We start from the raw sequence: 15,640 nt of genomic DNA, 5'->3' as shown, positions 1-15,640 counted from the left end.
ATGATGCGCACTCCAGAAAAAGGACTGTTTCTTTCATTCTTGATTTGGAGTGGCTGCCTGTCGGCAAACCTGGCCTGGAAAAGGCCGGAAGTAAATGCTATTGTTTTTACTCAAAAACTACCTGCCGACTCCGTTGCCGAGGGAAAGCTGCTTGCGAAAGATTACTGCCAGCGCTGTCATCTCTTTCCTGAACCGGCGTTATTAGACAAAAATACCTGGGTTACCAGCGTACTGCCCAATATGGGCGAGCGGCTCGGACTTCGATTCGCCGGCCAAAATCCACTTGCAGATTTGATCCCGGAAGAAGAAAAGATCATTCGACAGCTGAATATTTACCCTGAAACACCGCTGATCTCAGAAGCAGAATGGAAAAAGATCGTAGCATATTACCAGCATGAAGCGCCGGTCCAGCCGCTCCCGCAGGTCGCTCAAAAGCCCGTTTCTGATTCTCTTTCGATGTTTTCCGGGCAATATGTGAGTCTTGAGAATATTGCGGTCCCCAAAACCACCTTACTTAAATTCGACGCTACTACCTCGCAACTGTATGTAGGCGACGATCAAAATGCATTGATTACACTCGACATTGCAATGCAGCCGAAAGAAAATTTCTGGATCGACTCCGCTCCTACTGATATCGATTTCCCTGAAAACGCTGCACCGAGACTGCTGACAATTGGCGTTTTCAAACCTTCCGACCAGCGAACCGGCAGATTAATGTCTGTATCGAAAGCCGCTATCCCGACCCAGGAAATCGTTAACATTCAGCAACTTCCGAGGCCTGTACATTTCACCTCCGGCGATTTGAATATGGACGGGAAAGCCGACGCCCTGATCTCCGGCTTTGGTAATCACAGTGGAAAACTATTCTGGCTTGACGATTTTAAATCAGAGAAAGAACATATTCTGAAAGAGCTGCCCGGCGCGAGGAAAACGGAAATTTTTGATTTTAATAAAGATAAAAAACCGGACATAATCGCATTAATGGCGCAGGCCAGGGAAGAGATTTCTATCTTCTATAATTTTGGAAACGGAAAGTTCAGGGAAAAGGTATTGTTGCAATTTCCGCCGTCCTACGGAATGGCTTACTTCGAGCTGGTGGATTTCAACAAAGACGGATTTCAGGATATTCTCGCTACGAACGGCGACAATTGGGATCTCTCACCAGTTGCTAAGAACTATCATGGTGTCAGGCTTTATCTTAATGATGGGAAGGATAACTTCAAGCTCGCGTGGTTTTATCCGCTGCACGGCGCCAGCAAGGCGGTCGCAAGAGATTTTGATAGAGACGGAGACCTGGATATTGCCGCGATCTCCTTTTACAGTGATCTGGAAAATCCGGCACACGGATTTATATATCTTTCCAATGAAGGTAAGTTGACCTTTAACGCTTACTCAACCCCGCCGGCAGCCGCCGGCAAATGGCTTACCATGGAAGTAGGAGACCTGGATCAGGATGGGGATTTCGACATTATTCTGGGTTCGTATTTTCACACAATAGGAGAAATAACCAGCTTAATGGCCCGCGGAACAACTTCCTTTCCTCAGTTACTGGTTCTAAAAAATCTTAAAAGATAATCCTTCACGAAAAAAAAGAGGCAGACCAGCTGGTCTACCTCTTTCTAAATGTTAACTAAATCTATTCTTTTAATCAGGGTCAATTATTTAACATCCCAGAAAATCCGCTGCGTCAATTTATCCGTATCTCTTACAGAAGCGTAGTTTTCAGGGTTGTAAGTAGCCTCATGGCCCGGGTAAGTCCATCTTACCGGAGGCAAAGTCTGGTTGTTCGCATTGTCAGTCTGAAACTGCAATGTAGGCACATCCATTCTGCGCACTTCGGCCCAGTTTTCGTAGGCTTGTACCAGGTTGAAATGCAACCATTTCTGTGTAGCGATCAGGCTTAACTTTGCAGCGGGAGTGCCAGCAGCAGTCCAGTTTACACCTTTTCCTGCGATGTATGCAGTTATCGAAGCATCAGTTGCAGGGCTAGGAATAGTCGCGTCGGAAATGCCGGTTGCATTGGTGATTGCAAGTATGCCGTTGTAGAATTTGACGGATTGTGAAATGGCGGCCTCATAAGCCGTTTTTGCCAAAGCGTCATTTCCAGTGTTCAGATAGTACTCTGCTTTGATCAGGTTCACCTGGGCTGCATTGATGATCACACCTGGGAAAAACTGGTTGTGGCTCAATGTATAGCGGTTGTAGATCGACACCAGTCCATCCTGATACATTGTGAATTGCATCGCATTGGTAGCAAGCGGGTCAATACCTGCATATACTCCCTTCGCTTTTTGGCCAGGCTCGAAAATGATCGGCAAACGTGGATCTGCATTGGTATTCATGTGGTCGATGATCTTTTTACCGGCAGTATTTCCAAACCAATCTCCGCCGCCAGAGGCAATACCATCCTTAAATCCTTTTGAATTGACATCCGTGTTGACGTCATAGACATTCATCTGGATATTTTGCTCGTTGGTTTCAACAATTGGGAAATTGGCTGTGTTCGTCAGAATTTCATTCATCTCGGCAGTAGCTCTTGCTTTGAAATCAGGAGCACCAGACACACGGCTTAGCATACGCAGGCGAAGTGAGTTGCAGTAGCGTTTCCACAGATCAACACTTCCTTTGTTTACTATATCAGCCGTTTTGAATGCTTGTTGATAGTTCTTAAAGCCTGGATTTGCGGGAATGGTATTTAACTCCGTCGCTATTGCTTTAAGATCGTCCAGCATCAGTGTATAGATGGATTCGGCGCTATCAAACTTCGCATTGGATACAGCATAGTCACCATTGTTAGCGCTAAGCATTCCAGCCTCAGTAAAAGGTATTGCACCGAAGATATCTACAAGGCGCTGCGTATAGTCATACAGATAAATCTTTGCAGTGACCAGGAAGATCCGCTTGTCTGTTTGCTCCGCCGCTGGCCTGGTTGCGTATACCCGCTCCATTTCGCGAAACTGCGATAATGTGTGGTAGTAATTAAACCAAAGATCCTGCGCTCCGGCCGAACCAGGAACATAATTTCCAGATTCAAAAGGCCACCCAACCGCCTGTGTGTAACGGTTAATGGACGTGCGTAACGTTACAAAGTAATTTCCGTATCCCGGCAATACCCATTCCCGGTTTCTATACATAATACCTGTATACTGCTTTTCCACGGATGTCTCAGCAATTTTTGCAGGGTCCGGGTACCTTTCAGTAAACTCGGTTTCTTTGCAGGACACTGCCACCAGCATTAGTCCCGCCAATATGAATGATGATATCTGTTTCATTGTCATGATCATTTTAAAATTAGAAGCTGGCTCTCAGCATAACACCCATAGTACGGAAAGAAGGATTGCTACCCGCATTGCTGATGTTCTCATACCACCTGGTACTGATGTTGGTTTGCTCTGCATCCAGGTCTTTTACAGTTCTGTAAAGGAAGAACAGGTTACGTCCGAAAACCGACAGCGAAATATTCTGAGCACCCAGCTTTCTTCCGATGTTGGAAGGAAGGCGATAAGCAAGTGAGAGCTCACGCATTTTAAAATAGGTGTTTTCCTGGATAAACAGCTCGTAACGCGAATTCCCGTACTGAGGACCACCCCAGTTGTAAGTTGCGTTATAGTATGTCGCCTGAGAAACCACGTTTGTATTCACTTCACCAGCTGCTGTTACACCTTCCATCAGCATACCGTCATGATAAACCGGCTGACCTGTTGGTCCGGCTGATTCGGAAGTCTGAACGCCTTTTCCATTTGCATCAACATAGTATGACAAGCCGCCACGCTCTTTATCCATATTGTTAAGGCTTTCTTCAGTCAAACCTCTGGAAGTCATCCAGTTGATACCGGTCGGCATGATGTGACCTCCAATTCTGAAATCCACAACGGCATCAAGCGTGAAGTTTTTGTAGCTGAAAGCGTTGATAAGACCACCGGTTAGCTTAGGCATTGCATTACCTACTTTGATCCAGTTAACTCCGTCCAACTGGTACAAACCGTTTGGTCCGACAACATTCTGTCCTTTCGCATTTTTCAAAATACCATGCGCGTAAATATCTCCCATCGGCTGACCCACGATCGATCGTACCTGAGCAGCGTTTCCATCATAATCAGCGTGCAGCAATTCTTTCGAGTTATTTGCAAGCTTCTCTACTTTATTGATGTTTCTTGCCAGGTTTAAGGTCAGGTCCCAGTTGAAACCGCTTAGATTAGTAGCTCTAACCGGGCTTACATTGAAAGCAACTTCCACACCCTGGTTCCTCAATGTTCCGATGTTGGTCAGAATTGTTCTTGAACCTGTCGTCGTTGCAATATTAAGGGGAAGAATCTGGTCGACGATCTGTGCGTTGTAGTATGCGATATCTAGACCAATGCGGTTTTTGAACAATTTCGTTTCCAAACCAAATTCGAATTCACGTTTTTGCTCAGGACGGATCAGGTCGTTGCCACGCTCATCAGTCATGTAAGTATATAGAACCGACGCGCCGCCTTTTTCCTGAATACCCAGATTACCCTGATTGAATGCCACGTTTGCACGATAGATCTCAGGATAATTACCCACAACCCCGAATGAGCCTCTCAGTTTACCATAGCTTAGGAAGGAAGGCATTGAAAGCGCATCAGTAAATACAAAGCTGGCATTCACAGAAGGATAAACGAATGCATTGTTCCCTTTTGCCAAAGTAGAAGTACGGTCTCTGCGGATAGTACCTTCCACAAACAGGAAGTTTTTGTAATCGAAGTTAACAGTACCCATGTAAGCGTCTCTCAGGTATCTGCTTCTTGTTTCCTTCCCACCTGCAACGTTCACACTTGCAGAAACATCGAAGAAATTTTCAGTGCTCAACCCACCGTTGGTAGATCTTGACACAAATGTGTTCAGCGTTCTGTTAGCTGTATAACCTCCCAATGCCGAAAATGTAGCGTCTTCACCGATTTTTTTGGTATAAGTCAAAAGAACATCACCGTATACATTATTGTACAGGTTGTTGTTCATCCCGAAATCACCGGAGTAACCAAATGCAAGAGGAACAGCGCTGTAACCACGGCTTTCCAATCTTTCATTGGTATAGTCGGTAGCGATACGGCCTCTCAGTTTCAGGCTCTCCAGGATGTCCCAGTGCTGCGTAATACTTGCAATTACACGGTCACTATACTCATATGACTTGTTTTTTCTTGTATTCCAAACGTAATCCGCGATATCGCCTTTGAATCCATTATAACGAATATTTTCGTCAGGAGTCAAACTTTGGGTTCCCGCACCATTTACGAATTTGTATCCCAGACTAGTCTGATATTTTTCATTGTACCAATCAGCTGATTCGAAACGGTCCATCATACCTGTAAAGTTGTTGATCATACGATCCACTTTAAATGGTCTGTTGTACGTGTTCTGATTTACGTAATTCACCATCAAATCCGTTCTCAACTTTTTGTTAAGGTTGAAGCTGGCGGTCAGGTTAGCGATATTCTTGCTGTTTTTGGCGTCATAGCTGATCATTCCATTATCCTGGCGGGTGAATGAAAAGCGGATATTCGCATTGTCAGTAGCTTTCGAGATAGAAAGGTTGATATTGGAGCTGCTCGCATTCTCGAACAAATCAGCATAGCTGTTATTAGAAGCGACATAAGGTCTGATTTTTCCATCCCATGACATTACAGGCTGGCCATCGAACTTAGGGCCAAAGTTTACAGTTGCTCCAAGTAAACCTCTTGTTTCTTTCGTACCGTCACCGTCGGTATCATAGTAGATAAATCCGGCGGCATCCTGGCCACCATTATTGTAGTTCAAAGGATAACCAGGGCCGCGTACATTCTGGTAGCGCGGCAGGTAAGCAATCTTGTCTACATTGTAGCTTGCATTGAAATCAACGCCCAGCCCTTTTTTGCCTTTACCCGTTTTGGTAGTAACAAGCAAAACACCGTTTACCGCTTCCGAACCGTACAATGCAGCAGCAGAAGCACCTTTCAATACCGAAATGTTTTCGATATCGGCAGGGTTCAAATCCAGAAGACCGTTACCGCGCAAACGCTGGTCGCCCCAGTAATCGCCGTTTCTTGACTCGCCGTTACGAATGGGGATACCATCCAATACGAGTAATGGCTGCGTGTTACCGGTAATCGAGCTGAAACCGCGGATGTTGATACTTACCCCGGAAGTTGCGCCACCCGGAGTCGCGTTGATCGTCACACCCGGTGCTTTTCCGTAAAGTGCAGTCGCGAAGTTAGGAGACGCGGTTTTGATCAGCGCTTCATTGTTGACGATCGCAGTTGCATAACCTACTGCCCGCTGCTCTTTGGAAATACCCAATGCCGTAACAACTACTTCACCAAGCTGATTGGCATCTTCCAATAAGGTAATGTCAAGTACCGTCTGGCTTCCAACCGGCGATTCAATCGTTTTGTAGCCGATATAAGAAAATACCAGTGTGTTACCAGAAGTTGCCCCAATAGAAAAATTTCCGGAAGCATCTGTCGTAGTACCGTTTGTCGTGCCTTTTACCAAGACAGAAACACCTGGCAAGGTGGTACCGTCTGTTCCTGATTTGACGGTCCCAGTGATAGTCTGGGCGAAAACAGGACTGCTTAACATCAAAAACATGACGAAAAGCCTGAGTAGATTTTTTCGCATAATTAGGTCGCGTATTAGATGAGGACTATAAAATTAACACAATTTTAACATTAAATTTTTTAACACCTCAATTGTTTTTAAAAAAAATTATTAACTGAGCGCAAAAAGTAGATTTTTTGAAGAAAATAGACAGTTTATTTTGCGGCCATACACTTTTGGCCGAACAAAATTTGGAGTTTAGTAAGAAAATTTTGAATGAACGTCTTTGCGCAGAAAACGATGTTTCAAAGTGTAATTGCAGTGCCAGCCGCCGACCGCGTCGACCTGAGCAGGTCGTCTGCGTGACAGATGCTTACGCGCGTCACCCCGGCGCGCAGCGCAGCAAAAGCATTATCGAGCTTAGGGATCATTCCTTTATATATAGCACCGGAAGATTTGAAAGATTCGTAAGATTCCGGAGTAAGGTTTGAAATGACCGAGTCGTCATCTTCCGGATCGGACAACACGCCTTTTTTCTCGAAACAATAGATCAGATTAACCCCAAATTCTCCCCCCATAGCAACGGCAATAGCGGACGCCATTGTATCAGCATTGGTATTAAGAAGTAACCCTTCATCACTATACGTTAACGGAGCAATGAGCGGAACCAGGTTGCTGTTGAGCAATGCCATGATTTGCTTGGCATTAACCTCCTCAATATCACCCACGAAACCATAGTCGATCGTTTTCAGGGGACGTTTTACGGAACGTATGATTCCACCGTCAGCGCCGGTGAGGCCAATTGCATTGCATTGTAACGCCTGCAACCGGGCAACCAGGTTTTTGTTAACCAAACCACCGTACACCATCGTTACCACATCCAGCATAGGCTTGTCTGTAATCCTCCGGCCATCGACCATCTGCGTTTCGATCTGTAACTTTGCGGCGATCTGTGTAGCTACCTTTCCGCCGCCGTGTACCAGGATCTTTAACCCATCCAGTCTGGCGAAATCAGCGAGGAAACGTTCGCAGGCTTCCGGGTTATCAATTACATTACCCCCGATTTTGACGATGTATAAAGGCTTTGGCATAAGGTCAGATTTGCTTCACGGAATTTCAGTCGGCAAAGGTAACAGAAACCGGGGGCGGAGAAAACCAGAATTTCACTTGATGAATTTTTTTGCCAAAATTACGTTCAATATGAGACCACAGCTCTACTGAATAATAGCTATTGACATGAAACGTATTACCACCCTATTGCTCTGCATTTGCTCCATTATCTCGATTTCGGCAATTGCGCAGCTTCAACAACCAAAGGCAAAATGGACTTATACGCTATCCAAGCCTGAGGTGAAAAAGGGTGAAACTATAGACCTGATCTTTACTGCAACAATCGAAAAAGATTGGTATATGTACTCCTCCGACTTCGATCCTGACCTGGGGCCGATGCTTACGACTTTTACTTTTGAAAAGAACAATACGTACGAAGTCGTTGGGAAACTTAAACCGCAAAATCCGAAGACGAAATTTGAAGAGGTTTGGGGCGGAAATGTTAAGTATTTTGAAGGAAAGGGCGTTTTTAAGCAAACGATAAAGATCCTTACAGATAACCCTGTTATCAAGGGTACATCTGAATACCAAACCTGCAGCCACGTTACCGGCATGTGTATTGCGGGAGGGGAAGATTTCGAATTTAAAGGTTTGAAGGTCGCTGCCGCAGGGGCCGCCCCGCAACCAGAGAATAACGCAACTGATCAAAATCCAGTAGCTTCCGCCGATTCCGCTCAGTCTGTTACTGCCGTTGCTGCACCTGTGCATACCGACAGTACTTTTTCCGAAACCTCTGAAAAACCGGTCTCGGCCAATAACAATCCCGAAGATACTAATGTTGCCGACGGCTCTTTATGGGCTTTTGCGCTGGCTGCATTTCTTTCGGGTCTGGTCGCTTTACTTACTCCCTGCGTGTTCCCGATCATCCCGATGACGGTGAGCTACTTTACTAACCAACAGGGCGGCAAAGTGAAAGCGTTTGTTTACGGCGCGTCGATCATTTTGATATATACATTAATAGGCACATTGGTTTCGAGGCTGAATGGCCCTGCGTTTGCCAATTTCCTAAGTACGCACTGGTTGCCCAACCTGCTGTTTTTCGCCATTTTTATCGTATTCGGACTCTCCTTTCTGGGGCTTTTCGAGATCGTATTACCGAGTGGTTTTGTGAATAAAATGGATCAGAAAGCGGATAAAGGCGGTTATGCCGGCGTTTTCTTTATGGCGTTTACTTTGGTACTGGTTTCTTTTTCCTGCACCGGGCCGATCGTCGGGAGTTTGCTGGTAGCCTCAGCAGGTGGCGAGGTGGTGAAACCTATTATAGGTATGGCAGCATTTTCGGCTGCATTTGCGATCCCGTTTACTTCGTTTGCATTGTTTCCGCAGTGGCTCAAATCTTTACCGAAATCGGGTGGCTGGCTGAATACCGTAAAAGTAGTGCTGGGCTTCCTGGAACTGGCGCTGGCTTTGAAATTTTTCAGTATTGCAGATCAGGTTTATCACTGGGGACTGCTTGACCGTGAGATTTACCTGGCTTTCTGGATCGTCATCTTTGCCATGCTCGGGTTTTACCTTTTGGGCAAAATAAGGACACCTCACGATTCACCTCTAGAAAAAGTAAGCGTGCCCCGGCTTCTGCTCAGCATTATCACTTTCACATTTGTAATATATATGCTGCCAGGCATGTGGGGTGCTCCGCTGAAAGCATTGGCAGGCTACCTTCCCCCCCAGTCTACCATAGACTTTGACCTCAACAAAAGAAGTGCCGGCACCGCTGCTGGCAGCAGCAGTGAAATCGCTGGAAAATATGCTGATCTGTTTCATTTACCGCACGAGCTCAACGGTTTTTTCGACTATAAGGAGGGACTGGAATACGCAAAAAAAGTAAATAAGCCAGTTTTTATCGATTTCACCGGACACGGTTGCGTCAATTGCCGCGAAATGGAGGCGAGGGTATGGGTTGATCCTGCGGTTTTGCAAAGACTTAAAAACGATTATGTAATCGTCGCGCTTTATGTCGACGACAAAACCGAATTGCCGGAATCGCAGTGGTATACTTCCAAATATGATAACAAAATCAAGAAAACGATAGGCGCCCAGAATGCTGATTTGCAGATTGTGAAGTACAACAACAATGCGCAGCCGCACTATTGTCTGGTCGATCACGAAGGCAATTTGCTTGTAAAGCCTAAAAACTACGATCTCAACCCTGCCAACTTTGCATCGTTCCTGGACAGCGGAAAAGCAGCGTTTCTGAACAAGTGAGGCTTTCTCGTCAGCTGAAGCAGATGGGAAGTGACTCGATAATCAATTACCGTCTGCTTTAGCTGACGGTAATTACTAACTTTCGTGCTAATCCTTATTATTGCGAAAGTTTCTTCAACGTCAAATTATCCTAAATCTGCTGGCTCATGAATAGATGCTTGTCTTTTTTGCTACTGTCCCTTACTTCGTTCTCTCTTTTTGCCCAAACATTTCGCCCGCCGGCTACTCCACTTGTTACGATTGACCCTTATACGAGTGTCTGGTCCTTTGGTGATGCGTTGAATGCTTCTGTTACAAAACACTGGACGGGGAAACCGCATCCGATGGACGGGCTGATCCGTGTTGATGGCAAGACTTACAGGTTTATGGGCGCTCCGAGCCCTGTTTTCAAAATCATCATTTCAACTGCAAAACAAGCGAAATATCAGGCCAGCTATACCACCGAAAAACCAGCAGCAGACTGGTATAAGGCAGATTTCAGCGACGCCGGCTGGAAAAAGGGAGACGCGCCCTTCGGCACCAAAGACCGGAATGATGCGATGGTGAAAACAGGTACCGTATTCCCCAAGGAAGTGTGGTACCGCCGCGAGTTCACATTGACAACCGCCGATTTTGAAAAACCAACACTGAACATTTTCCACGACGATGACGTGCAGGTTTATATTAACGGCATTCCTGCATTTGACTGTTCCCCCTGTTACACTGGCGATTACGAATTTAAACCGATTGGCGCTTCGGCAAAAAAAGTGCTTAAAAAAGGTAAAAATATCTTAGCCGCCTATTGCAAAAACGGTGCAGGCCCCGGTTATATCGACATTGGGCTTTCGGATGAAATCATGTTGAAAGGAGCTCAGGTGATTCAGCCCGCGAAACAGATCGCATTCGAGATGAAAGCCACGCAGACGATTTACACCTTCCAGGCAGGGCCTATTCAGTTAAAAGCGCGTTTTGTGGCGCCACTTATCCTCAAAGATTTGCACCTGATCTCGCGGCCTGTCAATTATGTAGTTTACGATGTAGAATCTACTGATAAACAAGCACATGAGGTAGAAATCCTGAATGCAATATCAGGTCTTTGGGCCGTCAACGACAACAGTCAGCAGGTAACGGGCAAACGCGAAGCCCGGGATGATTTTTTCCTGCTGTCCCTCACCAATACGGAACAGAAAGTGCTGGGCCGTAAAGGTGACGATGTGCGCATCGATTGGGGCCGTGCCTTCTTGTCGGCTCCGCATAGATTTGTTAAAAGCTCCGGATTTGGCCCGTCGGAGGAATTAATTGAAATGTTTGCAAAAAGTGGTGCTGTCACTGCAAACCAGCAAACTGCCGCAAATGCAGACACGAGATCTATGGCTTACGTGCTTGCCTTTGGCAACAAAATAGGCCCCGAAAGCAAATCAATTCATGCTATAATAGGATACGATGATGTGTATTCAGTCCAGTATTTTGGGCAAAACCTGCGCCCCTGGTGGAATAAGGAAGGTGACAAAACCATCGAACGTGAGCTGGCAGACGCGGAAAGGGACTTTGATAAAGTGATGAAACAATGTGAGGCCACGGACGAAATGATTTATCAGGATGCGTTGAAAGCGGGCGGAAAACAATATGCCGAGCTTTGCGTTTTGGCTTACAGACAGGCCATTTCCGCACATAAGCTTGTCGCAGATCCTTCGGGCATGCCATTGTTTTTATCCAAAGAAAATTTCAGCAACGGGTCCATAGGGACGGTTGACATCACTTATCCGTCGGCACCGTTATTCCTGCTTTATAATCCAACATTGTTGAAAGGAATGATGGAACCAATCTTCTATTATTCAGAAAGCGGCAAATGGACGAAACCCTTTGCTGCGCATGATGTGGGCACATATCCCCTTGCAAACGGCCAGACTTACGGCGAAGACATGCCCGTGGAGGAATCGGGTAACATGCTGACGCTGACTTACGCCATTTGTAAAGCTGAGAACAATATTGAATTTGCCAAAAAGCACTGGAAAACGCTTTCTGTCTGGGCCAACTATTTGAAAAAAGAAGGCTTCGACCCTGCCAACCAGCTTTGCACCGACGATTTTGCAGGTCACCTCGCCCGCAATGCCAACTTGTCGATCAAGGCTATTATGGGATTAGCTTCTTATGCAAAAATGGCCGGGCAACTGGGTGAAACCAGGGAAGCCACAGAAGTAAATGCATTGGTAAAAGACTTCGCCAAGAAGTGGATGGAGCTGGCTGACAGCGGTGATCACTATGCCCTCACATTCGACAACAAAGATTCATGGAGCCAGAAATACAACCTCGTTTGGGATGAACTTTTGCAACTGAACGTATTCCCGAAAACGGTTGCAGAAAAGGAGATCAAATATTATCTCACCAAGCAAAAACCATTCGGCCTCCCGCTCGACAGCCGCAAAACTTATACGAAGTCCGATTGGATAGTCTGGACCGCAACCCTGGCTAAAAATCAATCCGACTTTGAAGCATTGATCAAACCCGTTTACAAATACGCTATGGAAACCCCGGATCGCATCCCCCTTTCCGACTGGCATGAAACAATGAACGGCAAGTCGGTAGGGTTTCGCGCGAGGTCTGTGGTTGGGGGATATTGGATGAAGGTATTGGGGGAGAAGTGGAAGTGATTTTGATAAATTGTATTAAAGCAAAGGCCGCCTCAGACGATTCCGGGCGGCCTTTTCATTAACATTCATTACAATAATTATCAATCCAACTGTTGCAGCGCGTTTTCTTTCACAAGGATATTAAGGTAAGTGAATACATTCTCAGTATCAGGACGAGAAAAGACGTAAAATCCGTGAGTCTCTTTCGTGGCCGTAAAAATAATGCTATCTGTTATCCATTGCCCCTCTTTCCCAGCGAAGTATATTGTTTTTTTAGCAATGTGGGGATCCAAATCACCTACCCTGACGTCCGCACTTTCACTATATGGCATTTGAGAGCCCAAACGCTTTGAGGTAGAAAGACTGAACGTTACTTTGTATTTTTTCCCAGGGATTAATCCTTTCATTCCAATAGCAGAATGGGCGGGCGCTGACTTAAATGCCTTTATCGTTACAAAACTAGACGGGCCTGGAAATACGACTGGCAAAGGATTTTGCCAAGGGGCCAAAGGATCGCCTAGTATGTTACTGTAATTTGACACGCCAGCAAGTGAGGGACTTTCCACATTCCAACCTGGCAATAAACTAGAAGAACTTGCATTACCTGTAACAGGCCCTTGGGTCGACGGAATTGTGTAACCACGAGTCTTTAAATTCGCGCCCGATGCGACTATGCTTTCAGCATCAGGTTGCCTCGCCGGCGCCACTCCATCTTCCTTCGAGCAGCTGCTCAGCATCATCATGCAAGCCAGCCCTAAACCAATCGGTAATTTTTGTACTAAATTCATTTTTCGAAAAATTTGTAATTGAACATTTGTTTTTGTTACTGGCAACAAATGAAGTGGGCGGGCGGGGAATAAGTCCTTGAAAATGAGTAGCCGTGCAGTAAGGGCTATTCTGCGGTGAAAAGGGACTTATTTGACTTATTTTGTGATTACCGCTTTGTAGTTATTGTGAATTTATCGCTCGACATAACTCGCATCGGACGCTAACAAAAACTGACAGTTTATTCTATAAGCTCTGCCTGGAAATGCCAATTCGCTTTTTCAAGTGGGTTAGTATTGATGCCAGGAGACTCCGATGTTCCTATTTCCGACTGGCATGAAATAGGGGATGGTAAGTAGGTTGAGTGCAGATTATAAAGCAAAGGCCGCCTCAGACGATTCCGGGCGGCCTTTGCATTTGACATTGAAGTACTTAGTTTACTTCTTTGATGGAGTTTTTGTCCACAAAGATATTTGCATATGAATATTCTCCATCTTTTGCGGAGGCACAAGCGAAACCGAAATCAACCTCCGTGGCTCCGATCGTGTCAAATATTATAGTTTTCGATACCCAAACCGCCTCTTTGTTGTTTAAGTCGACATAGTATGCTTTACTAAAAGAACCGTTAGGGCCGGAGTAGCTTAAGGAAATACCTGCTTCTTTGGCATAACCTGATGTAAATGGTGCAGGAACGACATTTTTATGGGTGCTTGCAACATAGAAGGTCAGAGAATATTTTTTTCCCGGTTTTAAATTCTTAATCGTTGTTTTGACAGCCGAGTGGTCAGTGAGATAAAAAAAATTGGATTTGCTGGAAGTAACAGTTACAATTTGACTTCCGTTTGGTACTTCATTGATTGCTTGAATCGCCTTTGTCCAGGGCAATGATGCATTTCCCCACAGGTGGGTGGAGGTTGATGTGCCTGTTGGCAATACATTCAAAGTTAATGCATTAAGATTAGGTATTACCACTCTTTTCCAATGCGCTGGATATATATTAAAACCTGTGGCACCAATTGTCGAAGGAAATACGGGCAATGCCACTACGCCGCCAGTTTCTTCCCTCAACCCCGAACTCTCATTCACCCCACCCACCTGCGGCTCGGGCGCAGATACATCTTCCTTCGAGCAGCTGCTCAGCATCATCATGCAAGCCAGCCCTAAACCGATCGGTAATTTTTGTACTAAATTCATTGTTGAAAAATCTGTAGTTGAACATTTGTTTTTGTTACTGGCTACAAAAAAGGGCATTTGCAAATGAATAATGGTCCTAAAATGAGTTGAGGGACACTTGGGCTTATTCTTCGGCTGAAGCGATAAATCCAAGAACAGTAGTGATAGTCGTATTGTAGTATTTACTAGTGTTATGTTCCAGGTAGCTCGCTCAGGACATTGACAATTTAATGCAAAGAAATGCCGCCTTAGCAAAAGCTAAGACGGCAAGTAATTGAGACAATGAAAGATTTCCTTGGCCTATGCTTATTATTGAACTACCATTGGCTGAAAGGCATTTAACTCCCTTATCGAATTGCGATCCACAAAAAGATGAATGTAAGAATACACATTTCCTAGCGGCGTTAAACCTGAGAAAGAAAATTTGGCTTGATCAGCGTTCGCTTTAAATGTAATTGTCTTTTTTACCCATGTAGCCTCTTGTCCATAAAAGCCGATATTCGTTGTATTGCTTCCGCCGTTAACATTTAAAATTTTGATCTCGGCAGAGGTTGCATACACAGATCTCTCGCCATTGCTTCCAAGCCCATTAACTATGGTACTTGCCACATAAAATGTAACCACGTACGTTTTTCCCGGCTTTAAGTTTTTAAGCCATGTGAATACACTTGATTTGTCACTGCTCTCGGCAGCGGTATGAGCAAAGCTCTTGACTGTTACCACAGTATTTGCCGCTGGAATTCCAGGAACCGCTGGTAATGGCTTCACCCATTTTGGATTCACTAATGGGCTCCAGTTCACAATTCCCCAAAGTGATGTAAGTGACGACGAGCCTGCGGGTATTGATTCGCCTGGCCCTGTCGTTTTGATCCAGTCCATAGGATACTTTTCAAAACCGGTTACCCCAAATGTTGATGCAAAATAAGGGGCTGCTCCTTCCTCTCCCGCATTCGTCTTCGCGCCGGAATGCTCATTCACACTTCCCGCCATTGGTTGCGGTGCCAGGGTGTCTTCTTTCGAACAGCTGCTCAGCATCATGGCGCATGCGAGGCTGAGGGCGATGGGTAATTTTTGTACTAATTTCATTTTCACAATTGTTTTGGTGAAACATTTATTCTATTACTGAGCCACAAGTAAAGGTCTTCTAAAAGAAGATAAAGACTTAAATGAGCCTGCGGAAGACGAGGATTATTCTTTGGAAGAGTCCTGAAAACGCCTTGGATGCGAGAATAAATGAATTG

The 15,640-nt window shown here is 45.3% G+C and carries 9 protein-coding genes; 3 read left to right on the top strand and 6 right to left on the bottom strand.

What is annotated here, in order from left to right:
* Nucleotides 1-1,575: an FG-GAP repeat domain-containing protein gene (locus FXO21_RS12240; RefSeq protein WP_225865666.1), complete on the top strand. Its 1,575-nt coding sequence runs from the start codon at nucleotides 1-3 to the stop codon at nucleotides 1,573-1,575.
* Between the two features lie 83 nt (nucleotides 1,576-1,658).
* Here the strand turns inward: FXO21_RS12240 and FXO21_RS12235 are convergent, their stop codons facing one another.
* From FXO21_RS12235 to argB, 3 genes are all read right to left on the bottom strand, one after another.
* Nucleotides 1,659-3,272 (bottom strand): SusD/RagB family nutrient-binding outer membrane lipoprotein, encoded by a 1,614-nt coding sequence (locus tag FXO21_RS12235; RefSeq protein ID WP_304487022.1) that lies wholly within the window; start codon nucleotides 3,270-3,272, stop codon nucleotides 1,659-1,661.
* Between the two features lie 19 nt (nucleotides 3,273-3,291).
* Nucleotides 3,292-6,618, bottom strand: coding sequence for a SusC/RagA family TonB-linked outer membrane protein (locus tag FXO21_RS12230; protein WP_149640335.1), 3,327 nt, complete (start codon nucleotides 6,616-6,618; stop codon nucleotides 3,292-3,294).
* Nucleotides 6,619-6,842: 224 nt separating this feature from the next.
* Entirely contained in the window at nucleotides 6,843-7,628 is a 786-nt protein-coding gene (gene argB, locus FXO21_RS12225; RefSeq protein ID WP_149640334.1) for an acetylglutamate kinase, read from the bottom strand.
* 145 nt (nucleotides 7,629-7,773) lie between these two features.
* Between argB and FXO21_RS12220 the strand changes: the two genes are divergently transcribed.
* Both FXO21_RS12220 and FXO21_RS12215 read left to right on the top strand, forming a co-directional pair.
* On the top strand, nucleotides 7,774-9,852 hold the full coding sequence (locus tag FXO21_RS12220; RefSeq protein ID WP_149640333.1) for a protein-disulfide reductase DsbD family protein: 2,079 nt from the start codon (nucleotides 7,774-7,776) through the stop codon (nucleotides 9,850-9,852).
* A gap of 146 nt (nucleotides 9,853-9,998) precedes the next feature.
* Nucleotides 9,999-12,482 carry a glutaminase family protein gene (locus FXO21_RS12215; RefSeq protein ID WP_149640332.1) on the top strand — a complete coding sequence of 828 codons (2,484 nt, stop codon included), beginning with the start codon at nucleotides 9,999-10,001 and terminating at the stop codon, nucleotides 12,480-12,482.
* 80 nt (nucleotides 12,483-12,562) lie between these two features.
* On the opposite strand, the gene FXO21_RS12210 is transcribed toward FXO21_RS12215, so the two are convergent.
* The 3 genes from FXO21_RS12210 to FXO21_RS12200 all read right to left on the bottom strand — a co-directional run bounded on the left by FXO21_RS12210 (nucleotide 12,563) and on the right by FXO21_RS12200 (nucleotide 15,485).
* Nucleotides 12,563-13,249: a hypothetical protein gene (locus FXO21_RS12210; protein WP_149640331.1), complete on the bottom strand. Its 687-nt coding sequence runs from the start codon at nucleotides 13,247-13,249 to the stop codon at nucleotides 12,563-12,565.
* Between the two features lie 409 nt (nucleotides 13,250-13,658).
* Nucleotides 13,659-14,477 (bottom strand): hypothetical protein, encoded by an 819-nt coding sequence (locus tag FXO21_RS12205; RefSeq protein ID WP_149640330.1) that lies wholly within the window; start codon nucleotides 14,475-14,477, stop codon nucleotides 13,659-13,661.
* A 231-nt stretch (nucleotides 14,478-14,708) separates the two neighbouring features.
* Nucleotides 14,709-15,485: a hypothetical protein gene (locus FXO21_RS12200; RefSeq protein ID WP_149640329.1), complete on the bottom strand. Its 777-nt coding sequence runs from the start codon at nucleotides 15,483-15,485 to the stop codon at nucleotides 14,709-14,711.
* Between the last annotated feature and the right edge of the window lie 155 nt (nucleotides 15,486-15,640).

Source organism: Dyadobacter sp. UC 10, from assembly GCF_008369915.1.
Classification (GTDB): domain Bacteria; phylum Bacteroidota; class Bacteroidia; order Cytophagales; family Spirosomataceae; genus Dyadobacter.
The sequence above is the reverse complement of the archived record's forward strand: the minus strand, read 5'-3'. Positions and strand labels throughout refer to the sequence as shown.

Bases quoted from the DNA above. Each gene is read 5' to 3' on its own strand.
- FXO21_RS12240 (WP_225865666.1), top strand. From the start codon at position 1: ATGATGCGCACTCCAGAAAAAGGACTGTTTCTTTCATTCTTGATTTGG.
- FXO21_RS12235 (WP_304487022.1), bottom strand. From the start codon at position 3,272: ATGAAACAGATATCATCATTCATATTGGCGGGACTAATGCTGGTGGCA.
- FXO21_RS12230 (WP_149640335.1), bottom strand. From the start codon at position 6,618: ATGCGAAAAAATCTACTCAGGCTTTTCGTCATGTTTTTGATGTTAAGC.
- argB (WP_149640334.1), bottom strand. From the start codon at position 7,628: ATGCCAAAGCCTTTATACATCGTCAAAATCGGGGGTAATGTAATTGAT.
- FXO21_RS12220 (WP_149640333.1), top strand. From the start codon at position 7,774: ATGAAACGTATTACCACCCTATTGCTCTGCATTTGCTCCATTATCTCG.
- FXO21_RS12215 (WP_149640332.1), top strand. From the start codon at position 9,999: ATGAATAGATGCTTGTCTTTTTTGCTACTGTCCCTTACTTCGTTCTCT.
- FXO21_RS12210 (WP_149640331.1), bottom strand. From the start codon at position 13,249: ATGAATTTAGTACAAAAATTACCGATTGGTTTAGGGCTGGCTTGCATG.
- FXO21_RS12205 (WP_149640330.1), bottom strand. From the start codon at position 14,477: ATGCCCTTTTTTGTAGCCAGTAACAAAAACAAATGTTCAACTACAGAT.
- FXO21_RS12200 (WP_149640329.1), bottom strand. From the start codon at position 15,485: ATGAAATTAGTACAAAAATTACCCATCGCCCTCAGCCTCGCATGCGCC.